The following is a 21,580-nucleotide window of genomic DNA, read 5'->3' on the forward strand; positions in this document are numbered from 1 at the left end:
TATTCATTTTATCCCCTTTTTCAAAAAAGAACGAAGTCTGTTCAGGTTCATCTTGTCCATTTTTTCGGTATCCGGTGTCTCGATAATCATAGGAGCATGGAACAACCGCGGGTCGTTGATCATTCGACGAAAGACATCGTCACCGATATAACCTTTTCCTATATGTTCGTGCCTATCTTTTCTCGAAGCGAAAGGATATTTCGAATCGTTCGCGTGAATCACCTTCAATAGTTCCAACCCGATAATCTTGTCGAATTCTTTAAGCACCTTTTCATAGGATTCTTCATGACGTATCTCGTATCCGGCACAAAACAGATGACACGTGTCGATGCAAACCTTCAAACGCTTATGCCCTTTGTTTGCCTCGAGGATTTTTGCCAAATGTTCGAATCGATATCCTATGGTAGAACCCGAGCCCGCAGTATTTTCCATAATCAAGCCGACTGAATCTGGCGTTTCATCGAGAATTCGTTCAATAGATTCAGCGACATTTTTCAGCCCCACCTCTTCCCCGACGCCACTATGCGCGCCTAAATGAGTTATCGTATAAGGAATTCCTAAGGCTGCACACCGATTCATTTCTTTTTCGAGAGCAAGAATGCTTTTCTTCCGCAATTCTCTATCCGGCGATGCGGGATTAATTAAATAAGCACAATGAGAGAACAAGGCGCGAATTCCAGTTTTCTCTTTCGCTTCTTCGAAAAGTTTTATATCTTCTTTCGTAAGTTTGCGCTCTGCCCAACTCTGAGGATTCGAAGTGAAAATTTGCACCGCTGTGCATCCGATTTCCTTCCCTCGATAAAGCGCTTTATGGAGAACACCACCAGTCGGTATATGCGCTCCGATGAGTCTAATCATTTTGCGAAGAATGCTACTCTATCAGGGGTAGGATGGAAACGATGGAGAGACTCACGAACGCGACTTGGCTCAAAACAATATGGGACGGAAGCGATAGACATTGGTATCTCGACAAAGAAAGGCGATGTGTTGCAATGCCTTTGGGGGGAATAGGAACAGGCAATCTTTCGATTTGCGGCGATGGTTCACTGCGGCAATTTCAAATAGCAAATCGCATACAGCATTGTGCATACCTACCCTATTCCTTCTTTGCAGTGGGTTTTTCATCCGACGACTACCAACCACACACATGCATTTTGCTCACCAAGGAGTTTTGGGAACAAAGTCACTATGAAAATGCACCGGGAATAAGCGATTACCTTATTCCCGAAGAACTCATACGAGCCTTCGAAGATTTTCCCACAGCGTCTAAGACGCGATTTTGTGGCGAATACCCTATTGCAAAAATCCATTTCGATTTAGAGGAGATTCCGCTTCGCTGTCGACTTACCGCATGGTCTCCTCTCGTTCCTTTCGACGAAGAAAATAGCGGTCTTCCCGTTGCGATTTTCGAATTCGAAATAACGAATGAAAGTGAATCCTCTGGCCATATTAGTCTGCTCGCCTCATTGCAAAACGCAATTGGATGGGACGGAGTCAGTACGATTCGAGGAATCGAAAACGAAGGCTACGGAGGAAATTATAATCGCCTAATAAAGTTTCCGAACCATTATGCGGTCGAGATGCTCAATACGAAACTATCCGAAGACCATCCATCGCAAGGAGAAATGATGTTATTAGTTTCGGGGGGGCAATTATCGGCGCAGGCTCAGTGGAACGAAATGCGCGATTTATGGGGAGATTTCGCTACGGATGGCGATTTAGAACACAAGGCTACGGAAGGGATCAGCGAGGAAGGAAAAACGTGGAATGCAGCCTTAGTTTCCCGCAAGCCAGCGAAGCCGAAAGAAACTGTGCGTTTTACCGCGATGTTCTTTTGGCGCTTTCCGAATCGCTATGTAGATTTCGACCAAGCCCTCTCAGTAGTGCCGCGAGATTTCAGTCGCTACTATTTGGGAAACCACTATTGCAAACGGTTCGGTAATGTGCGAGAAGTTGCTGAATACGTGCTTCGAAATCTCGAAACTTTGCGGTCGAAAACTTTTCAATTTCACGACACTTTTTACGATTCGAGCCTTCCCTATCATTTATTGGATGCGATTACGGCGAATTTAGTACCACTCCGCACCAACATAACCTTCCGTTCCGAGGATGGACATTTTTACGGATTCGAGGGGGGGCGTGGAGCATTCAGCGGAGGCGCGAATGCTGCAGGAGGCTGCTGCCCCTTGAATTGTACTCATGTTTGGAACTACGACCAGACTCTTTTTGCATTTTGGCGAAAACTTCATCGTGATATGCGCGATATAGATTGGTTTCACAATCAGCACGAATCCGGTTACTTGCCCCACCGCACCATCGTACCTTTGCATCTTCCGCGTTTATGGAATGTTCCCATCGGAGGTCCTACGAACCCTGCAATAGACGGTCTCTTCGCCGCAATCCTGAAAACCTATCAACATTGGCGAGCCTTCAATGACGAAAGTTGGAAGGAAAAAACCAAACTACATGTTTTGCGGGCGATTCGATATGCAATGAATGTGCACGACAGTCAAGGAGATGGAATGATTCGAGGAGAACAACCGAATACTTATGACATCCATCTCTATGGACCGAACACATTTATCGGCACGCAGTATTTAGCGGCGCTTTTAGCATGCGAAAAAATGTTCGAAGAATCCCATCCTGACGTTGCAAAGGAATGCCGCAAGCGATTCGAATCCGGTTCACGCTTGTATGACGAGACATGCTGGAATGGAGAGTATTACCGACAAATCGTAGAATTCGATCAATACGAATACCAGTACGGAGATGGGTGCATCGCCGACCAACTTCTCGGGCAATGGTGGGCACATATTTGTGATTTGGGATACGTTCTCCCGAAAGACCATGTTCGCAAAGCGCTCGAAACCATTTTTCGTAGAAATTTTCGTCGGGATTTTCGAGGAATCGAACAAACTCCACGTCAATACGCTCTTCCTCATGAACGAGGTGTGCTCAATGCGACGTATGAGCCTGGAAAACGCCCCAAAGTTCCCTTGTTGTATTCGGACGAAGTTTGGTCGGGGGTCGAATACGCGCTCGCTTCCCTCATGATTTACGAAGGCATGGTATCGGAAGGGATGCAAATTGTCAAAGCGACACGAGACCGCTACTCAGGAACTCTCAGAAATCCTTTCAATGAAATCGAATGCGGCGACCATTACGTGCGTTCGATGAGCATTTACAGCCTTTTGCCCGCTATCACGGGTGCGCAATATTCTCTCGATAAGGGGGGGACATTGAAGTTTCGCTTCTCGTGGAAACCTGGTATATGTAAGTCGTTTTTCGTTGCTGGCGAAGCGTATGGAATTGTAGAAGCAAATATCGAACGAGAGAAGGCAGACGGAAAAATACAACTCGTGGAGGGAACAATTACAGTAAATGAACTCGTTTTCGGTTTTCACGAAAATCTTTTGAAGAAAACGAAATTGCCGGATGGGAAAGTTCATTATCGAAGCCGTTCTTTTCCTGCGAAAAGCACCGGTTCTTCATGGGTTTGCGAACTGGGAACGACATTAGAAGCAGGGGATGTTATTACACTTTCCGAAAATAGATAGTAGGAGCGCCGTAAGGCGCGATTTATGTTTTTCTCCTCTTCCCAAAAATAGTGGGAACGCGTGAGGCGCGATTTATTTTTTACCTTCCACCGCATCGTCGTAAGTTTCTTTCCAAAATAGTAAATCATCCGAATAAATCAGCAAGAAACTTACGAGATAGAAACCGTTAAACTTCTTTCTTTTTCCATTTTCCCTGCTTGAAACTGATAATCATCGAAATTCCTTGAATTCCTTGCGTTATGGACATCACCCACCATGCAGCTACAGTTCCAAAACCCATCCAAACTGCAAAAATCCATGCCGCCGGAACGCGCAAAAGCCAAAGAGAGATGAACGCAATCCATGCGGGTCTCACAGTATCACCTGCACCTTGATGCGCTCCGGCTAACACCATCGTATAACCGAAAAACGGTTCTGTGAGCGCAATGATGATCAAATAATCCGTAGAAAGTTTCAACTGCAAAGGGTCCTTTACGAAGAAAGAAGCCAAAGGTTGTGCGAACAAAATAAAAAATAACGACATAACGACCATGATCACCTCTGCTTGTTGCGTAGCCGACCATGCCAATTTCTCGGCGCGTTCTTCGTCTTTCATTCCCAAACTTTGCCCCACCAAAGCCGAGGCGGCAGCCATGTATCCGAAAGTCGGCATGAAAGCGATTCCTTCCATTGCAAAACCAACACGCAACGCCCCTAATGCGGCAGGACCTTCTACCGTTCTGCTCAACGCTAAAGAGAAAAAATTGAGACTCAAAACCCGAATCAATGCGGCAATTCCAGCCGGCGCAGCGACTCGATAAATTCTTTTCAACCACTCCAGGCGAATCATCTCCATACGCCATATCTCTCCTAAAGGCGTAGTTCGTGAAGCGGGAAAATACAAAATTGCTGCAACCCAAGCGCTAATTGCGAATCCCCATCCAGCACCTGCTATGCCCCAATTTGCGCCCGGAATTCGAAACGACATTCCTAAAAGAGAAACATCGCGCGAAGGAAAAATCAAAAGGTAATTCAAAAATATATGCAATAGAATTTGGAATCCCGAGACGTACATAGGCCGCTTCGTATCTCCCACTCCACGCAGCGCCGAAGCAATGGTAAAAACAACATACATGGGGGGGATTCCCAACCAAAGCGGACCCAAGTATTCTAAAAGTTGGTGATATGCCGGAGAACCCGTATCTTTTATAAATAGTGAAGCGAGCAGTGGTGAAGAAATCCATCCCGTGATGGCAAGAAGAATCCCCAAACACAAAGAAAGGCTAATGCATTGACGACTGGAATGAAAAAGGTTCAAGTCTTCTCTCGCACCGTAAAAACGGCTTACCAAAGCCGTCGTTGCCGTTCCGATTGCAATGGCAACACTACTCATTAAAAAAACTAATCCGAATGCTGCACCGGATGCACTCAGAGCGTCTTTTCCTAACGAGCCAATAAACTTTGCATCCAAAAGGTTGTTGATTAATTGCAACGAGTTGAGGGCGATAACGGGCCATGCAAGCCCCCAAACGATACGATGCGCGCTCGCCTTATCGAGGCTCGCCGGCACGGCCTCCTCGACAGGTCGAGCGTCTGACTCTAATTTTTCGAGCGAACTTCCGTCTGCTATCGCCTTTTCTTTCAAAATGGTAAGTAACTAAAGAAGAATGAAGGATTCGTGTGGAAGAATAACGATTTATTTTAGCATGACTATCATCATAATTTTCACATGAAATTAGAGAAACCGCTTTGAACTCGAAAGCATCGAATTGGGCAGCGATTATCGCCGCCGGAGGTTTTGCCCCTCCTGACATCCGACGCGCATCCGGCGAAAACTTCAAAGCCTTGGCTCGAGTAGGCGGAACGCCAGCAATTCAGTATGTCTATCGCGCATGCTTACATGCTTCTTTCGAAAGGATAATCATCGCTGCTCCAGAGGAGGTGCATCGCGTTATCGAACCCTCATCGAACACGATTTTCGTACAATCGGGGGAAACGAATATTCGAACTGCGAGAAACGGACTGGAAAAATGCGACGAACAAGCATTTTGTTTTCTGCCATGCGATACTCCGCTTTTGAGCGATGCACATCTTCGGGACTTTCGCTCGAAAATTTTAGAGCGTCTCGAAGTTCCATTAGATTCTTCGTGGTTTGCTATCGGATTGTCACCCGCCACAGAAGTTTGTAAAAGTTTTCCCGAGTTTCGGTATCGTTTTCTTCGATTTCGAGAAGGACGGTTTGCGAGCGGTGCACTTTTGGCAGCCTCCCGAAAAGGCTTCGAAAGTACATTCGAACTGCTCGAGGAAGCATCGCAAAATCGCAAACGTTTCTGGAAACTCTTTTTCGAAATCGGGAAAAAACTCGGAATGATAGACATCGCTCGTTATTTATCGGGAAAAATCGATATACGAGAAGCGGAAAAGCGAGTCGGTGAACTTTTGGGGGGGCAGGCAATTATCGTTCCTGATTGCTCACCTGCAACCACTCTCGATTTCGACACGGCGAAAGAGTGGATGACCATCAACGAGCACTGGGAGAAATTACGAAGAAAAAATCTTTAACGCTTCAGGACTTCCAGGCTCTAACCCTATAATTTTGAATTGCTCTAATGCTTTTCGGAGATTCTCTCGATATTCCGATTTCGTCTTTTCCGTGAACAAGCGACCATCCGCATCCTCGATGGACACATTCCCTACATCCGCAAAAACCTCCGCAGCAACGAATAGCCGCTCCATTAATTCGCTCGGAGATGGGCTTCGGGGCAAGGAGTAGCCGATAGAAATCCCTTCGATTTTAGGATGGGATTTCAAATCGAAAGATTCGTGTTCGTCGAGAGGACGCACTTCGAGCAGCGACCCTTCCCAACCCATTACGCGCCATTCTAAAAAACCGGATTCATAAATACGAAAACCCAATCGGTATCCCGTACTAAGAACTTGAAGTGTTTCTTGGAATGGCAGAAACAATTCCACCCCGATATCGAGAGAACTTTGTACGTCGAGCAAATTTTTCACGACAGCATCCACATCCTTCGGATGAGGGAGAGGAATTGCGCGCCTGTTCCATGACTGTGCCAATCTCTCGCATCGCTGTAATAACTCGTTTGCACTTTGCGCTGTGAGGAATCTTCCTGCTTTTATAAAATCCCATGCAAACGCTAAGGAATCATAGACGACGGCATCGTCGCCTGCCCATAATTTTTGCCATCGTTTTTGCCCAGGAACGGTAACGAACATTTCAGGGTAGCCGTACGACGCTTGCTGCTTTACATCGAATAATGCTTTCGCATGCCCTGATGGAATCAATTGCCCCCCCACGAACTCGATGACATACTGAACTTTGTACAGCGGTCCGATTTCCCATCGAAAAGCAGGCAAACGCGGAGGCTTCAATGCAACCGACGAATCCGATTCTAAAGAATGACCTAAAAAAGCAAATAATTCACGTTCTGTCATAAATTCGATGTTGCAATAAAAATAATCCTTTAATACCAAATCGACTTATTTCGTCGAACTATCCTCCCGAGAATTTTCACGAGGCTTTTCATCCATAAACAAATACCTTCCGCAATTCTCGCACCTTTCCAAAGATTCCCCTTCCGCGATCGCTTCTAAAATCCTCTTCGCAATTTTCGCATGGCACGCACCGCATTCGTCATGTTCTACCGGAGCCAAGCCTATCCCCCCCAGTTTTTTCCGCAATTGGTCGTATTTTTGCAAAAGTTCTTCATCGCATCCTTTTACGGCTTCTCTGCGCGCTGCTTGAAGTTGTGCGAGTTTTGCCTCGAATTCCGCTTTCGCCTTCGCATATTTTTCTTGATAACTTTTCAACTGCCGTTCCGCCTCCTCCATAGCTTTCTTCGCTTCCTCAGCAGCGATCCTTGCAGGCTCTATCTCCTCCCAAAGAGCTAACAGTCTTTCGTCCACTTCGGCGCTTCGTTTCTTCAAACTCTCGATTTCTCGCTCTATTGCATCCGCTTCCTTGACGTTATAAACCCCTCCTTGATAAAGTCGTTTTTCTTCCGTTTTACGTTTCTGGTCGAGTTGCTTCGAAAGCAATTCCAAATCCTGTGCCTCGCTGCGCAGGGACTTTAATTTCTCCTCAGCCACTTCGTAAGCCGCCTTCGTTTCCTCGTAACGCTGTCTCGCTTTTTCGCCAGGGTCTAATGCAGCGAAGCGTCGTTCTAATTCCAGTATCGCTGCATCCACTTTCTGCACTTTATAGATTTTTCGCAGCGCCTCGTTCAGCATTCGGAAAGATTATGACCTATCGCAGACTGTCACAAAACCAAAAGATAAGGCATACTTATAGAAGCCTCGGAAAAACGTAGTACAAATTAAGTACCCTAATGGGAAAGGAGCCCATCATGCCAGGCAATAAAAATCGTAAGCATGAGATCAGTCGCAGAGAATTTCTCCGAGAAGCGAGCGGAGTGGTCGCAGCATCCACGATTAGCGCTTCCATTCTTTCCTCGGCAGTCTGCGCTCAAGGAGCCAAGACAGCCACTCAAACTCCTCGAGAAGGCTTCGAGCCAGAAGGTGCCATCGAAATCACTCTCGACGTGAATGGAAGTTCTCATCGCTTACACCTCCAGCCTCGGGTTACTCTCTTGGATGCTTTGCGCGAAAGACTCCACCTCACTGGCGCAAAGAAAATCTGCGACCGAGGAAACTGCGGTGGCTGTACTGTCTTTGTGAATGACAAACCCGTTTATGCTTGCCTGATGCTCGCAGTAGATGCGCAGGGCAAAAAGATAACTACTGTCGAAGCCCTCGGAACTCCCGATAAACTTCATCCACTGCAAAAAGAGTTCGTCGAACGAGACGCTTTAATGTGTGGATTTTGCACTCCTGGATTCGTAATGGCTTGTCTTGCAGCGATTCGCGCTAATCCGAAAGCCACGATGGAAGAAATCCGCGAAGCATGCCAAGGCAACATTTGTCGCTGCGGCACGTTCAACCGTGTTTTCGAAGCCGCATACAACGCTGCGAAAAAAATGGCGTGAACGATATAAAAAAAAATAAAAACGGAGGAAAGGAATGAGCCAAAGAGAAGTTCGCTGGAATCCGCGAGATAAAACGCGATATTTAGGGAAGAACATTCCACGAGTGGACGGTCCTGCGAAAGTAGCAGGCACAGCGAAATACACCTATGATATTTCCCTTCCCGGAATGGCGTACGGAAAAATTTTGCGCAGTCCTTATCCTAATGCGCGCGTAAAAACGATAGACATTTCGAAAGCAAAACGAATTCCAGGAGTTCTCGTGATCTTGGATGATTTGGGAAGACAAGCCCGATTTGCGGGACATGAAATCGCAGCGGTTGCCGCCGAAACCGAAGAAATCGCCGAAGACGCAATTCGCGCAATCGAAATCGAATGGGAAACATTCCCTCATGTCGTAAACACACGAATCGGAATGGATAATCCCGACAGGGTGGGGGAGCCTCAAGAAATTTCGAGAGGCGAAGACCCATCCACTTTGTGGGGAAAAGCCGCAGCCACAGTGGAAGGCGAATATTACGTTCCAGTTCGGGAACATTTATGTTTAGAAACGCATGGCGTTGTCGCGCATTGGGAATCCGATGACAAACTCACTCTTTATGTAAGCACTCAAGCCGTTCACGGCATCGCGCAAGAAATAGCAGCCGCAACCGGAATTCCCTCAGAAAACGTCAAAGTGATTTGCGAATATATGGGGGGCGGTTTCGGAAGCAAATTCAGCGCAGGAATCGAAGGGATTACTGCAGTGCGTCTCGCAAAAGCAGCAGGACGCCCCGTCAAACTCATGCTCGATAGATACGAAGAACAAGTCGCTTCGGGAAACGGTCCCGATGCATTAATGCGGTGCAAGGCTGCGATAGATTCGGATGGAAAGTTGCTCGCAATGGAGGCAGATTTATGGGGAACGGGGGGGTCGAACCGCTCCTGGCGCGCACCGTTACCTTATATTTATAGTGTTCCTAATGTACGCATTCGTATGAGAGGAGTATCCACGAACACAGGAAGCGCTCGAGCATTGCGCGCTCCGATGCATCCGCAAGCCAGTTTTCTCATGGAAACCGTTTTGGATGAGTTGGCATGTAAATTAGGTCTCGATCCTCTCGAAGTGCGAATCAAAAATCAAAACAGTGAAGTTCGTGCACGACAACTTCGTTTAGGTGCCGAAAGAATCGGCTGGAATCGCAGGAATCAAAAACCTGGCGCTTCGACCGGACGCTATCAGAGAGGAATCGGCTGTGCATCGAGCACATGGGGGGGCGGTGGAGGCGAAGGCTCTATTTGCGAAGTGCGGATTCGAAACGATGGAAGTGTTTGGGTAGGAATCGGAACGCAAGACCTCGGAACGGGTACACGCACTTACGTCGCAGCAATCGTCGCGGAGGACTTAGGACTCCCCATCGAAAAGATAAAAAGCGAAATCGGGCGCTCGGAATTGCCACCGAGTGGAGGCTCTGGCGGCTCGACGACCGCAGCGAGTGTTTCTCCTGCCGTGAAAATGGCAGTACTCGCAGCACGTGCTAAGTTATTCCAAACCGTTTCTGAAATTCTGAATGTCCCTCCGGAAGATTTGGAATGTGTCGACGGACAGATTCGCTCGAAATCGGACCCTTCGAAATCCATTTCTTTCGAAAAAGCCTGTGCGCGTCTTCCTATGGGAGGAATCGTAGAGCATGGCGAATTCAATCCGGCGCTACAGCAAGGGGGGGTTGCCGGTGCTCAATTCGTCGAAGTCGAAGTAGACACATGGACGGGACACGTTCGTCCGGTTAAAGTTGTCGCAATTCAAGATTGCGGATATTTCCTAAATAAACTTGCAGCGGAAAGCCAAATCATCGGGGGGGTCATTCAGGGATTGAGCATGGCGCTATTCGAAGATAGAAAAATGGATGATCAAACGGGACGAATGCTTAATCCGAACATGGAAGCCTATAAAGTCGTCGGCTCTCTCGAGGTTCCGGAAATCGAACCGATTCTTTTCGAAACGCACGACCGCGTCGCGGGAATCGGAGAACCCGTCGTAATTCCCACCGCTGCAGCATTGGGCAATGCCGTATACAACGCAACGGGTGTACGCATTCGTACTCTTCCGATCACTCCGAAACGATGGTTCGATACATTAGGAGGAAAATCATGAACAATTTCCGATGGCTCGAAGCGAAAAATATCGAGCAGGCCGCTAACGAAGCATCGAAGGGGGGGGCATTCCTCGCTGGCGGTATCGAGTTGCTCTGTCTTCTAAAAGAACATCTTATCGAACCCCCGACGGTAATCAACCTCAAATCTATTCCCGAACTGAACAAAATCACTTCCCAAAAAGGTTTGCGTTTAGGAGCGCTGGTAACTCTCACTGAATTGGCGAATCACCGAGAAATTCTCACGAATTACCGCGCGCTCGCCCAAGCTGCGGAATCCGTTGCCTCTCCGCAAATTCGAAACGTCGGTACTCTCGGCGGAAACCTTTGTCAACGTCCACGCTGCTGGTATTTTCGCGATAAGGAAGTACCGTGTCTAAAAAAAGGCGGCGAGCTTTGTTTTGCAGTCGGCGGAAACAATGAATACCACGCGATTTTAGGCGGAGGACCTTGCTATATCATTCACCCGAGCGATTTGGCGCCCCCCCTCATCGCTTTCGATGCTACCGTTGTCACGAACAAACGAAAGATGAAACTCGAAGAGTTCTTCATCTTGCCTCGCAAAAATGTTCACGCGGAGAACGTTCTCGAAAAGGACGAACTTGTAACGCATGTGGAAATTCCCGATACCTGGAAAGGTTCGAAATCCACATATTACAAAGTCAAAGAAAGGCCTTCTTTCGATTGGGCTTTGTCGAGTTGCGCTGCGGTGCTGAAGATGGACGGAGATACGATTGCTGATGCGCGTATCGTTTTAGGAGGTGTCGCCCCGATTCCGTGGCGAAGTCGTGAAGCGGAAAATGCCTTGAAAGGGAAGAAAATTTCGGAAAGCGTTGCCGAATCAGCGGGACGTGCAGCAGTGAGTACCGCTGCCCCCCTTTCTCACAATGCGTATAAAGTGAAACTCACGGCGAACGTCGTGAAAATCGCGATTTTGGAAGCCTCAGGAAAAGTCTAATCGGTAACGACTAAAGGATCAAAATGGAAACGAAATCTACGAAAGATACGAAAACAGAAGCGCTGAAAAAATCTGCCTGCGCTTTTTTGCGATGCAAACAAGATTTCGTACACGCTGAATTTTCCGAGAGGGAAAGCGCGTCTCCACGCATTTATTGGTGCGGGAAAACGCTCAGCAATTTCGGACCCGATGGCGAAATCGCGGAAATAGAGATTTGCCAACCAGGAAGAGAATGCTTCAGCGAAACCATTCGAGAATATCGTCCGAAATTAATCCCAGAATCGGAACGAGAATCTTGATAAATCAATAGCAAGAGCAGAGGTTTAGCGCTTGCCAAGAATTCAAAATGCCTCGACAGAATAACGTCGAGGCATTCAAACTTAACAAAAGTAGAGAAAAATTATTCGACCTTGAACCAAATTCTTCCTTTATCCGAATCATGTTTGCCTTCGGAAAATATCATTCGACCACGTCGCCCTGTAACATCACCGCGGATGCGTCCGGTTTGCGTGTCGAATGTAAAGTTCAGGTCTTTTTTGTTATCTCGAGGATTGATGTCCACGTAATCGTCTTTTCGCTCGAGGCTACCGTCATCATCGAGCAACTTAATGCGGATTCTCACCACACGACTCGTTACCGGCATAGAAAAGCGCCAGTAGGGACGTCCATCATCCGTGCTGAAAACCCTCGTTTGATACATTTTCCCTGCAATCCAAATCTGCGCATAGAAATCTGCGCGATCCGGGTCTATATCGGGCACATCGAGATTGTCTACTTGCATCACTCGATAAATCGTTACGGTAACCGTTTTCTGTGCATATACTCCGGCTAAGCCGAGGAGCAAGAGAATGATAATGCATAGGTTTTTCATGACTTTCTTTATGACGCCTATTTTATCCTCCATGTTCGCTCTTTACTGCCGAATATCCTATGTTCCTTTCGAGTGAAGCGAAGAGGAAAAGTCTTTTAAGAGGGCTCAAAATAACTTTCCTTCATCACGTTAGCAAGAACTGAAGAAAGTATGGGAGAACTTTTTATTTTCAAATCTTCGGAATCTTTTTGAACTTCAGTTTCGGAATCGGTAACGTCCCATCCTTGCGAACGGGAGCAGAAGGGTTTCTCATATAAGCAGCCAAAATTCGTTCTACCTCTTGAACATAATTTTGCATCTCCCGTTCCATCTCGCTGCGCATTTCTTCGAATTGGTCTAAAAGATTCAAAATCACATCCACACCGGCGAGATTGACACCTAAATCTCTCGTCAAACGCTGGATTTGTCTTACACGTAAAACGTCTTCCTCGCTGTATAACCTATTTTTATCTCCCTCCCGCGCGGGTCGAAGGAAACCCATTCGTTCATACGAACGAAGAGTCTGCGGATGGACACCGCAAAGTTTCGCCGCAACGCTTATTCGAAACAGCGGTCGTTTGCGTTCGTCTTCTTGTTTTTTCGATTCTACTTGTTCACTCATAAGCCTTTTCTCGCTCTCACGATTTCTTCTAACAATCGTTTCTCTTTATCCGAAATGTTTTTCGGAACGACCACGTTCACTTTGACGAACAAGTGCCCTTTACCTCCACCCATGCGATTCAAACCTTGAGAAGCCAATCGAAAGACCTGCCCAGTTTGTGTTCCTGGTGGAATCGTCATCTCCACCGTTCCACGCAATGTCTTTACATTGACTTTTCCCCCGAGAGCAGCAATCGTATAGTCTATCGGAATTTCCGTCTCTAAATCGTCGCCTTTGCGCTTGAAAAGAGGATGCGGTGCAACTTTGACGACGACGTATAAATCGCCACGTCGTCCGTCGGCACCCATCGAACCCCCCCCAGCCACTCTTAGCCTCGCACCATCCGAAACACCTACCGGAATGTTCACTTCGACTCTTCGTGTATTCGGAATCTTGCCTGCCCCCCTACAAGTCGGACACAACTCTTGACCAGTATAACCCGTTCCGTTGCAGACATTGCATCGTTGTGTCAGTCCTAACAAGCCGCGCTCTCTTCCCGTTCCTCCGCATCGAGCGCATCGAGCCGTTCGAGGACCTTTCACCATTCCTTGTCCACGGCAGGTAGAACAAGCATCTTCCACCTGATAGGTCAATGTGCGCTTCGTGCCTGTGTCTACTTCTTCTAACGTAATTTGTATGGTTTGTTCCACGTCGCGCGGAACGATTCTCGCCCTCTCACGAACGCCCCCCCCTATATCTCCGAAAAATTGCCCGAATAAATCTTCGAATCCGAACGGTGACTCGCCCCACTCGATGCGAAAACCACCGGGCGCTTCCGTAAAGTTTTCTCCCATCCTTTGCGCTGCCTCCCAATTCGCACCATAAGTATCGTAAAGTCTGCGCTTTTCGGGGTCGCTCAATACCTCGTATGCTTCTGAAATCTCTTTGAACTTTTCGGCAGCCTCTTTGTTTCCTGGATTTACATCAGGATGATATTTCCTTGCCAAACGACGGTAGGCGGACTTGATTTGTTTAGGGTCAGCATCTCTACTCACCCCTAAAATTGCATAATAATCTTTTCCCGCCATTTGTGTGGGCATACTCTTTTAGTGAAAATTTCTGCGGCGGCATAAAACTGCCGCCGCAGATTTCGAAATTACGCAGCAGATTCTACTTTGACCGGAATCTTTTTCGGTTGCACCGCTTCCGATTTCGGCACAACTATTTTCAGCACGCCGTCACGATAAGTGCAGGTGATGGCATCCGCTTTCACCGGCACGCCCAATGTGAAAGCGCGCTGAAATTCTCCATAAGACCGCTCGATTCGAACGAAGTCTTCGCGGCGCTCCTCTTCGGAAAATTCGCGCTTACCTCGGATGGTTAGCGTGTCGCCGACCATCTCGACCTCGATGTCTTCCTTCTTCACCCCGGGAAGTTCCGCATAAATGGTGAACTCTTGTGGAGTTTCTTTCACATCTACTTTGGGAACCCATCCACGGGAGAGTTCTTCGACATCTCTGAACATTTCATCGAAGAGTCGCGACGCGAGTTCATCGAACGCGCGGAATCGCTCCAACGTGTTTCGAAAGTCTTTTCTCGTTAGTAACATTGCTTGTTACCTCCTGTTGGTTTTTTTATGAAGAACTTTGTTCTTCTTTGAATTCGGCATCAATTACTTCACCGTCTCCCGCTGCAGCACCGACCGTGCTTTCTTGAGCGGATGTGGTCTCCGTCTTCGAAGCACGCTCGTACAATTTCTGAGCGAGAAGGTGTTGTTCTTGTTCCAATTCTTGATACGCAGAACGAATGGCTTCGATATCATTTCCATCCATAATCTTTCGCAAATTCGCTGCTTTTTCTTCGATTCGCGTTTTATCGTGCGCATCAATGGAATCACCCAATTCGCGCAAATTGCGCTCGACACCGTACAAAAGACTGTCGGCACTATTGCGCACTTCTGCGAGTTCTCTCGCACGTCGGTCTTCTTCTGCATGACGTTGCGCTTCGGCAACCATTTTTTCAATCTCTTCGCGCGAGAGATTTCCGCTTCCGGTAATCGTAATTGCTTGTTGCTTACCCGTCGCGAGGTCTTTCGCCGTTACGTTGAGAATTCCGTTCGCATCGATATCGAATGTAACTTCGATTTGCGGCACACCACGCGGAGCGGGAGGAATTCCAACAAGATGAAACACTCCTAACGAACGATTGTCTACGGCGCGTGTACGTTCACCTTGAAGCACATTGATTTGCACTTCCTGTTGATTGTCTTGCGCCGTCGAATAAATACGGCTTCTCTTCGTCGGAATCGTAGTGTTGCGCTCGATCAACGGGTCCATAATGCCGCCTAACACTTCGACACCGAGTGTCAACGGCGTGACATCCAAGAGTACGATGTCTTTGACTTCACCACCGAGAACGCCGCCTTGAATAGCAGCGCCAACCGCAACGACTTCGTCTGGATTCACACCGCGGTGAGGCTCTTTTCCAGTTAATCTTTGAACCAATTCCTGCACCATCGGCATTCTGGTTGCGCCACCGACTAAAATCACTTCATCGATATCGCCTTTCGAAACTTTTGCGTCTTGCAACGCTTGCTCGAAAGGACCGCGCAGACGCTCGACCAAATCGCGCGTCAATTCTTCGAACTTCGCTCTCGTCAATGTCATATCCAAGTGACGAGGCTCGTTGTCGATAGCAGTGATGTAAGGCAAACTGATTTGCGTGCTCACTTGCCCCGAAAGTTCGATTTTGGCTCTTTCCGCTGCATCGCGCAGTCTTTGGAGCGAATCGCGAGATTTACGCAAATCGACTCCGTGTTCTTTCTTGAATTCTTCGGCGAGCCAATCCACAATGCGAGCATCCCAGTCGTCCCCACCTAAGTGAGTATCACCACTCGTCGCTCGCACTTCGAAAACGCCTTCTCCGACATCCAAAATAGAAACGTCGAACGTGCCCCCCCCTAAGTCGAAAACTAAAATCGTCTCGTTCTTTTTCTTATCAAGACCATAAGCGAGAGAAGCCGCTGTGGGTTCGTTGATAATTCGTAGAACTTCCAGGCCGGCAATTTCACCCGCGTTCTTCGTCGCCGTTCTCTGAGCATCGTCGAAATACGCAGGAACAGTGATGACCGCCTTCGTTATCTTCTCGCCGAGGTATTTCTCCGCATCGGCTTTCAATTTCGCTAATATCTTCGAGGAAATTTCCTCAGGCGTGAACTTGCGGTCAACGGCGGGAAGATAAACCGCAGCATTTCCTTTTTCATCCTGAACCACCTTATAAGGAACGCGTTTCGCCTCCTCTTGAACCTGAGAGAACTTGCGCCCCATGAAACGCTTAATCGAAAAAACGGTGTTTTCTGGGTTCATGATCGCCTGACGTTTTGCGGCTACCCCTACCAAGAGCTCCCCATTTGGCTTGAACGCCACCACGCTCGGCATGGTGCGCCCACCCTCTACTGTGGGAATAACAATGGGTTCGCCACCTTCCATAACGGAGATGACGGAGTTCGTTGTCCCTAAATCAATTCCTACAATCTTTGCCATGAGTTGTCTCCAATGCTAATTATTAGTTTTTTAGTGTGATTAGTATAGACTACTTGAGTCTATTGCTGTCAATTCTTGTAACGCAACGATTCCGCAAAAAGTTTCAAATTCTCTGGCTTTCTTATGGAGCGCCATAAGGCGCGACAAAACGCAATCCATTCTGCGTTTCGAAGGGGCGCCGTAAGGCGCGACAACGCGAATCATTCATGGCAGGAGCATGGGTGGAGACAACCGCAAATCGTCATGAGCGACTTAGTTGGTCCTAAAGTGTGAACTCCCTCGAAAACCAGCTGACCCTTTATCAGCGAATATCCAAAAAGCCCTTCTGTGCCTTGACTCGAAGTCCCGTGCCTTCTAAGGCACCCTTGGTCGCCTCCAACGGATTCGCATTGTCGCCTAGGGGTTCTACTTGAATATCTCCGCTTGTAAGGCGCGCTTGGATAATCACCCCGAACTTTTCGGCGATTGTACGCAGAATCGGTACGAGCCTTCTATCATCTCCGCCGTTCGAAGACGACTGCCCGGGAACGATAATCAACAAGGTTTCTGGAACGTTGCTTTCTTGCACCCAAATCATCGCAGTGCTGTCGCCTCGAAAAACCAATGGGGTGTCGCATTCTTGTCCAGGGTTTAGTCTTATCGTGTCGATTCTTTTGGCATCAGAAGGAGGTAGAGACTCCCAGTGATAGCCACCAGAAAAGACAGTTAAGACAGTGGCTTCGTTAGGTTTATAACGCAACCGAATCTCACCATCGAGCACTTCTATATTGGGTTCAGGCGAGCGTACGGAAGGGACAATGCCCGCTTGTATCCCGCCTTTTTCGTGCTGCCAGAGATAAGAACCGAAGTATGCGACGGCGAGAAAGGCTGCCGCGGTTGCTGCGTACGCCCCGACCCTCATCCACGTGAAAACGGGTTTCGTTGCCTGCTTTTTCTGCCATTCCGCTTTGTCCAACGACCTGGTAATTTTCTCTAATAAGTCACCCGGAACCTCGACTGGAATTGGTTTCGATGCCGTCTCATAAACTTTTCGGAATAAGTCAAGTTCATAGGAGCATGCAGGGCACTCGTTCAAGTGCCTTTCGAAGGTCGTACGCAACCCGCCGCTTAGCGTCCCTTCATGGTACTCGCTAAAGAAATCTTTTGCTCTTTCGCAATTCATAATGTTCGTTCATTTGGGTCTGACTGGTTCATCGCAAAAAAAGTTCCTCGACAGGCGAGAGCATTTCGCGTAAAGTTAGCCTTGCCCGATTCAGCCTGCTTTTCACCGTTCCGAGCGGAAGGTCGAGCACCTGCGCAATTTCCTCGTAACTCATGTTTTCGATGTGGTACATGACGATCATTACCCTTTGGTATTCAGGAAGGCTTTCGATCGCCTTGGCAAGCCAAAGTGCTTTCTCGTCGCGCTCGACGCCAGTATCCGGCGTCTCCGACTGATCTTCGTACTCCTTTTGCACCACACCTTCTTCAGATTGAACGAGGGTATCCAAGCTTTCTACTTTCAGACCCTTCCCCTTCTTCTTCATGTCGAGGAAACAATTCGTTAGTATTCGAAAAAGCCATGTGCTGAACAGGCTGTCTTGGCGAAAACGGTGAATGTTCAAATAAACGCGGGTGAATGTTTCTATTACGAGGTCGGCCGCGATGTCGCTGTCTCCGCTCAACCGATATGCGAACTGATAAGCACGCTGATAGTATTTGCGCACTAATTCATCGAGCGCATCCCGTTCCCCTTTTTGGCAGCGTTTGATGAGAAGGTGGTCTTCTGCAGGTTGCTGGGTCATCCAGACGGCTCCGGATGTGTCCATTTCCGAGCGAGTTCTATCGCTGCTTCCTCTTCTGGTGTCAGACCGACTTCGCATTTTCCATTCTCGATTGGCTTACAGAAAAATCTGACGGATTCGCGTCCCGTGATGCAATTGATCACGACACCGTCTCTCAACTCGTTTTGCAATGCCAGCGCAAAGCTTTGCTCGCCTCCGATCTCCTGAAAAGCATTGTAACGAACTACTCCCACGGATGAGACCGCTCTTTGGGCTTTGCTTTCGAGTTTACTTATCCGACGTTCGAGAGACGAAACGAGGGTCGCTATTCGTTCCATGTCTTGGAAATGTTGGATGAGTATGGGCTCGAGGCTTTCCCCTTTCGTGCCCTTTAGAATATTTTTGAAGAGCCTGATTTCTCTATACCATTTAATCCAGAGGGAAAAAAGCAAAACATAGGCAACAGAAAGAGCGACTGCGAAAACAGTGTGAAGAGTAGCGGTTTCCATTCAAAAAGAATTATGAAGCCCATGCGTCTTCGCTGGCAAAAGAACACACACCGGGTTCTAACTCTTTTAGTTATTTCCCCAATTGCTCGCGCAATTTTTGTGAGCGGCGGAGATTTCTTTTCTTCCTGAGCCGAATCGCCCAAGGAATATGGGTGATATTCACCGAGTATCTCCCGACTAAAATGTCGTAAATCGGCAATACGACATTGAAATTCCTGTCATCTGCGAGGTGATGCACGAAATGCCTGCGGTCGAACCACTCGAAAATACATTTAAGCGGTTGAAAACGACGGAACCATCGCAAACGCTCTCCCTTTTTTGGGAAATGCATATTCCAGTGCAGAAATTCATAGGCGGTGTAATACGCTGTCGTCGTTAGAACGACGGTAAGTGCTTCCCAAAATCCCCATAGCATCCATGCACCGATAGTCAAAGGTGAAAAAAGGAGTAGGACAGTGGGAAGGAAGTACCATTCGAGGCTGATTTTGCTGTCTTCAGGACCTGGAGTTTGTTGATATTTGTCGGCTCGGAATTTAGGATGATGCTCCAAAGCATGCGCATGGAAAGCGCGTTGAAGCAGACCCCATAATAAGCGCTTTTGCGGTGTATGCAGGATAAATTGATGAAAAATGCCCTCGACCACGCTTGCAAGAATGGTGAGGGCCACTACACAGATTAAGACACCCATGAACGTTTCTTGGATGTGATTTTCTCGTGCTTTACCAGGAACGTCGGCGTCCGCCACCACCGCCGCTGTTGTATCTTCGGCGGGGCTGCTCTTCTCGAGGTCGAGCCTCGTTTACAACGAGCCTTCGTCCCCCGAATTCGGAGTCATTTTTGTCGAGAATTGCTTGTTGAGCATTCTCTTCAGGGACGTCCACGAAGCCGAAGCCTCGTCCTTCGATGATACGGGCTGAGAGAGCGCCGTACGGGGCGAAGAGGTCGAGCAGACCAGATTCCGTGGTGGAATAGGGCAAACTGCCCACATATAGAGATTTAGTTGCCATTTTTGGCCTCCTAATAGGTTTGATTGAAGGCCGTCTCAATGGCAATCTTTCACAAAAGGACCGATACGCGCACCAGAAGCGCCTTCTGAGGGTTATTATGGCATATTTTTCATAAGAAACCCAGGCTACGCCGCAGTAGAAGACAAATTGCCATCTCGAAAGCAAGATTCGAGCATAAGTTTCAAAGGATGTGCTTCATGTGCCTCGAAACTTAGATGAGTCTCATATAACTTATTCGATAGGCGTTACTTTGGAAACAACCCGTGTGCGCGTTCGCGAACAACTGCGCTTTGCGCAACGCTGCGCAAAAAATTAGGAGACGAACAAATTATGGCTTATCTTCGTTTTTGCGAGGCAGCACTTCCAGGATTGAAGCGTCGCGGATCCGAGTGGAGGAATTATGAAACTAAAAAATAAAGAAATTATTTCAATTCGAAACGCAGAGGTTTAATCTTTTTGCACTGCTTCTTCGACTGCTGTTCGGAGTACTTCATTAACACCAATAGATAAGCCAGACTCCACTCCTTTAGATGCTGTATATAATTCGTCCTCTGTAAGTTCTCTTCCAACATACATTAATGCGGCTTCTTGTAGATCATCGATAGTTACAAAGAAAACAATTCGTTCGTACGAAATTGCATTACTTTCATGTGCCATTGCTACCCCCCTCTCGTTCACTTCGCTCTCCATATCCTTATATAACCCGCATCGGAAAGTGTAAGCAGAAAAGAGCCATCGCCGCTCCAAGCGAGGGGCGAACCGACCAAACTTTGACCCTCCAAGGTCATCGCTCTTTTCAATTTCTTCAAATCCCAAAGAATCACTTTCCCATCGCTGGAACTGCTCGCGATGTATTTTCCATTCGGGCTAATCTTCACATTTACCACCCAATCTCCATGGCCCGATAAATAGGAAATTCGCTTTCCTTGCTTCAAATCCCAAATACCGATGCGCGAATCTCTTCCTGCATCCGCCGCGAGCGTGAATGGACGGTTCGCATCCACATCATTTACTCCCTCTTCGCGCGCTTTCCAATATTTCAAAAGTTGCCCGTTCGGTTTATAAATTGCGATTCCTCGAGCGAGTGTCGCGCAAAAAACACGTTTGCCCATAGCATCGAATTTCGCATTATAAAGATTGATCCCTTTCCCCAAAATCGTCACTACGGTTTTTCTTTTTTTCAAATCCCAGATACGAACCACGTCATCGTGACCAGTCGAAACGATTTGCAGTCCTGAGGGGTGGAATGCGAGAGACTGAATTCCACGAATATGCCCTCTGAGAGTGAAGACATTGCCGGTGTTCACGTTCCACACATGTATCGAGCCATTTTCAGCACCAGCAGCAACCAAGTCCCCACGCGGGCTCCACGCTACCGCAGGGCAGGGAAAGGGATTGCCGGGAAGTTTGAAGTTTTTGATTTCCTTTGCCGTCTTCGCATCGTAAATCTTCACCGTCATGTCCGCCATTCCTGCAACGAAGCGCGTGCCACCGGGCGCGAAAGCGAACGATTGTGCTTCTGCATAGATCGTCCCAGACGAGGTGAGAGGTGCAGTTTGGGCAAGAGAGAAAAAAACGAGATTCGCAAGTATCTGGTTCATGGTGTTTTCCTTTCTCGAAATTTTTCGTATAGTTTGACGTACAAATTTGCGAAAATGCATTCCCCGCTACCATCAGAA

General features: G+C 47.8%; 22 protein-coding genes. 6 read left to right on the forward strand and 16 right to left on the reverse strand.

Annotation, left to right across the window (positions count from 1 at the left end):
* Positions 1-3: 3 nt before the first annotated feature.
* Positions 4-858 carry a deoxyribonuclease IV gene (locus tag VNK96_01995; protein ID HWP30487.1) on the reverse strand — a complete coding sequence of 285 codons (855 nt, stop codon included), beginning with the start codon at positions 856-858 and terminating at the stop codon, positions 4-6.
* Between the two features lie 41 nt (positions 859-899).
* On the opposite strand from VNK96_01995, the gene VNK96_02000 reads away from it, so the two are divergent.
* The gene (locus tag VNK96_02000) at positions 900-3,557 is read left to right on the forward strand and encodes a GH116 family glycosyl-hydrolase (GenBank protein HWP30488.1); all 2,658 of its coding nucleotides are present in this window, start codon (positions 900-902) and stop codon (positions 3,555-3,557) included.
* 166 nt (positions 3,558-3,723) lie between these two features.
* Here the strand turns inward: VNK96_02000 and VNK96_02005 are convergent, their stop codons facing one another.
* Entirely contained in the window at positions 3,724-5,181 is a 1,458-nt protein-coding gene (locus tag VNK96_02005; GenBank protein HWP30489.1) for an MATE family efflux transporter, read from the reverse strand.
* Positions 5,182-5,285: 104 nt separating this feature from the next.
* Between VNK96_02005 and VNK96_02010 the strand changes: the two genes are divergently transcribed.
* Entirely contained in the window at positions 5,286-6,098 is an 813-nt protein-coding gene (locus tag VNK96_02010) for a nucleotidyltransferase family protein (protein HWP30490.1), read from the forward strand.
* Here VNK96_02010 and VNK96_02015 read toward each other — a convergent pair.
* Both VNK96_02015 and VNK96_02020 read right to left on the reverse strand, forming a co-directional pair.
* Positions 6,078-6,992 (reverse strand): hypothetical protein, encoded by a 915-nt coding sequence (locus VNK96_02015; GenBank protein HWP30491.1) that lies wholly within the window; start codon positions 6,990-6,992, stop codon positions 6,078-6,080. The genes VNK96_02010 and VNK96_02015 overlap by 21 nt on opposite strands.
* A 45-nt stretch (positions 6,993-7,037) precedes the next feature.
* Positions 7,038-7,787, reverse strand: coding sequence for a hypothetical protein (locus VNK96_02020; GenBank protein HWP30492.1), 750 nt, complete (start codon positions 7,785-7,787; stop codon positions 7,038-7,040).
* 116 nt (positions 7,788-7,903) lie between these two features.
* On the opposite strand from VNK96_02020, the gene VNK96_02025 reads away from it, so the two are divergent.
* The 4 genes from VNK96_02025 to VNK96_02040 are packed head-to-tail and all read left to right on the forward strand — an operon-like array spanning position 7,904 to position 11,928.
* Positions 7,904-8,542 (forward strand): (2Fe-2S)-binding protein, encoded by a 639-nt coding sequence (locus VNK96_02025; protein HWP30493.1) that lies wholly within the window; start codon positions 7,904-7,906, stop codon positions 8,540-8,542.
* Positions 8,543-8,576: 34 nt separating this feature from the next.
* Entirely contained in the window at positions 8,577-10,673 is a 2,097-nt protein-coding gene (locus VNK96_02030) for a xanthine dehydrogenase family protein molybdopterin-binding subunit (GenBank protein HWP30494.1), read from the forward strand.
* The gene (locus VNK96_02035) at positions 10,670-11,629 is read left to right on the forward strand and encodes a xanthine dehydrogenase family protein subunit M (GenBank protein HWP30495.1); all 960 of its coding nucleotides are present in this window, start codon (positions 10,670-10,672) and stop codon (positions 11,627-11,629) included. Before VNK96_02030 ends, VNK96_02035 begins: the two co-directional genes overlap by 4 nt.
* Before the next feature lie 23 nt (positions 11,630-11,652).
* A complete protein-coding gene (locus VNK96_02040; protein ID HWP30496.1) occupies positions 11,653-11,928 on the forward strand; it encodes a hypothetical protein in 276 nt (91 codons plus the stop codon).
* 101 nt (positions 11,929-12,029) lie between these two features.
* Here the strand turns inward: VNK96_02040 and VNK96_02045 are convergent, their stop codons facing one another.
* The 12 genes from VNK96_02045 to VNK96_02100 form a co-directional block, all read right to left on the reverse strand.
* Positions 12,030-12,533 carry a hypothetical protein gene (locus VNK96_02045; protein ID HWP30497.1) on the reverse strand — a complete coding sequence of 168 codons (504 nt, stop codon included), beginning with the start codon at positions 12,531-12,533 and terminating at the stop codon, positions 12,030-12,032.
* A gap of 136 nt (positions 12,534-12,669) precedes the next feature.
* The gene (locus tag VNK96_02050; protein HWP30498.1) at positions 12,670-13,101 is read right to left on the reverse strand and encodes a MerR family transcriptional regulator; all 432 of its coding nucleotides are present in this window, start codon (positions 13,099-13,101) and stop codon (positions 12,670-12,672) included.
* Entirely contained in the window at positions 13,098-14,180 is a 1,083-nt protein-coding gene (locus tag VNK96_02055) for a J domain-containing protein (GenBank protein ID HWP30499.1), read from the reverse strand. Before VNK96_02055 ends, VNK96_02050 begins: the two co-directional genes overlap by 4 nt.
* Before the next feature lie 56 nt (positions 14,181-14,236).
* Positions 14,237-14,689, reverse strand: coding sequence for an Hsp20/alpha crystallin family protein (locus VNK96_02060; protein ID HWP30500.1), 453 nt, complete (start codon positions 14,687-14,689; stop codon positions 14,237-14,239).
* Positions 14,690-14,714: 25 nt separating this feature from the next.
* Positions 14,715-16,622 carry a molecular chaperone DnaK gene (dnaK, locus tag VNK96_02065; protein ID HWP30501.1) on the reverse strand — a complete coding sequence of 636 codons (1,908 nt, stop codon included), beginning with the start codon at positions 16,620-16,622 and terminating at the stop codon, positions 14,715-14,717.
* 301 nt (positions 16,623-16,923) lie between these two features.
* Positions 16,924-17,784 (reverse strand): anti-sigma factor, encoded by an 861-nt coding sequence (locus VNK96_02070; protein ID HWP30502.1) that lies wholly within the window; start codon positions 17,782-17,784, stop codon positions 16,924-16,926.
* A 28-nt stretch (positions 17,785-17,812) separates the two neighbouring features.
* Entirely contained in the window at positions 17,813-18,406 is a 594-nt protein-coding gene (locus tag VNK96_02075; GenBank protein ID HWP30503.1) for a sigma-70 family RNA polymerase sigma factor, read from the reverse strand.
* Complete coding sequence (locus VNK96_02080) at positions 18,403-18,894, reverse strand: DUF4446 family protein (protein HWP30504.1); 492 nt, start codon at positions 18,892-18,894, stop codon at positions 18,403-18,405. Before VNK96_02080 ends, VNK96_02075 begins: the two co-directional genes overlap by 4 nt.
* Positions 18,895-18,964: 70 nt before the next feature.
* A complete protein-coding gene (locus tag VNK96_02085; GenBank protein ID HWP30505.1) occupies positions 18,965-19,642 on the reverse strand; it encodes a hypothetical protein in 678 nt (225 codons plus the stop codon).
* Positions 19,614-19,901, reverse strand: a complete 288-nt coding sequence (locus VNK96_02090; GenBank protein ID HWP30506.1) for an RNA-binding protein — start codon at positions 19,899-19,901, stop codon at positions 19,614-19,616. Before VNK96_02090 ends, VNK96_02085 begins: the two co-directional genes overlap by 29 nt.
* Before the next feature lie 447 nt (positions 19,902-20,348).
* Entirely contained in the window at positions 20,349-20,558 is a 210-nt protein-coding gene (locus VNK96_02095; GenBank protein HWP30507.1) for a hypothetical protein, read from the reverse strand.
* 17 nt (positions 20,559-20,575) lie between these two features.
* Positions 20,576-21,502, reverse strand: coding sequence for a WD40 repeat domain-containing protein (locus VNK96_02100; protein HWP30508.1), 927 nt, complete (start codon positions 21,500-21,502; stop codon positions 20,576-20,578).
* Positions 21,503-21,580: the final 78 nt, after the last annotated feature.

The organism is Fimbriimonadales bacterium (assembly GCA_035559795.1).
Taxonomy (GTDB): domain Bacteria; phylum Armatimonadota; class Fimbriimonadia; order Fimbriimonadales; family ATM1; genus DATMAR01.

What these genes read in the sequence shown, in the direction of transcription:
- VNK96_01995 (HWP30487.1), bottom strand. Translation starts at nt 858, where the DNA reads ATGATTAGACTCATCGGAGCGCATATACCGACTGGTGGTGTTCTCCAT.
- VNK96_02000 (HWP30488.1), top strand. Translation starts at nt 900, where the DNA reads ATGGAGAGACTCACGAACGCGACTTGGCTCAAAACAATATGGGACGGA.
- VNK96_02015 (HWP30491.1), bottom strand. Translation starts at nt 6,992, where the DNA reads ATGACAGAACGTGAATTATTTGCTTTTTTAGGTCATTCTTTAGAATCG.
- VNK96_02020 (HWP30492.1), bottom strand. Translation starts at nt 7,787, where the DNA reads ATGCTGAACGAGGCGCTGCGAAAAATCTATAAAGTGCAGAAAGTGGAT.
- VNK96_02025 (HWP30493.1), top strand. Translation starts at nt 7,904, where the DNA reads ATGCCAGGCAATAAAAATCGTAAGCATGAGATCAGTCGCAGAGAATTT.
- VNK96_02030 (HWP30494.1), top strand. Translation starts at nt 8,577, where the DNA reads ATGAGCCAAAGAGAAGTTCGCTGGAATCCGCGAGATAAAACGCGATAT.
- VNK96_02035 (HWP30495.1), top strand. Translation starts at nt 10,670, where the DNA reads ATGAACAATTTCCGATGGCTCGAAGCGAAAAATATCGAGCAGGCCGCT.
- VNK96_02040 (HWP30496.1), top strand. Translation starts at nt 11,653, where the DNA reads ATGGAAACGAAATCTACGAAAGATACGAAAACAGAAGCGCTGAAAAAA.
- VNK96_02045 (HWP30497.1), bottom strand. Translation starts at nt 12,533, where the DNA reads ATGGAGGATAAAATAGGCGTCATAAAGAAAGTCATGAAAAACCTATGC.
- VNK96_02050 (HWP30498.1), bottom strand. Translation starts at nt 13,101, where the DNA reads ATGAGTGAACAAGTAGAATCGAAAAAACAAGAAGACGAACGCAAACGA.
- VNK96_02055 (HWP30499.1), bottom strand. Translation starts at nt 14,180, where the DNA reads ATGCCCACACAAATGGCGGGAAAAGATTATTATGCAATTTTAGGGGTG.
- VNK96_02060 (HWP30500.1), bottom strand. Translation starts at nt 14,689, where the DNA reads ATGTTACTAACGAGAAAAGACTTTCGAAACACGTTGGAGCGATTCCGC.
- dnaK (HWP30501.1), bottom strand. Translation starts at nt 16,622, where the DNA reads ATGGCAAAGATTGTAGGAATTGATTTAGGGACAACGAACTCCGTCATC.
- VNK96_02070 (HWP30502.1), bottom strand. Translation starts at nt 17,784, where the DNA reads ATGAATTGCGAAAGAGCAAAAGATTTCTTTAGCGAGTACCATGAAGGG.
- VNK96_02075 (HWP30503.1), bottom strand. Translation starts at nt 18,406, where the DNA reads ATGACCCAGCAACCTGCAGAAGACCACCTTCTCATCAAACGCTGCCAA.
- VNK96_02080 (HWP30504.1), bottom strand. Translation starts at nt 18,894, where the DNA reads ATGGAAACCGCTACTCTTCACACTGTTTTCGCAGTCGCTCTTTCTGTT.
- VNK96_02090 (HWP30506.1), bottom strand. Translation starts at nt 19,901, where the DNA reads ATGGCAACTAAATCTCTATATGTGGGCAGTTTGCCCTATTCCACCACG.
- VNK96_02095 (HWP30507.1), bottom strand. Translation starts at nt 20,558, where the DNA reads ATGGCACATGAAAGTAATGCAATTTCGTACGAACGAATTGTTTTCTTT.
- VNK96_02100 (HWP30508.1), bottom strand. Translation starts at nt 21,502, where the DNA reads ATGAACCAGATACTTGCGAATCTCGTTTTTTTCTCTCTTGCCCAAACT.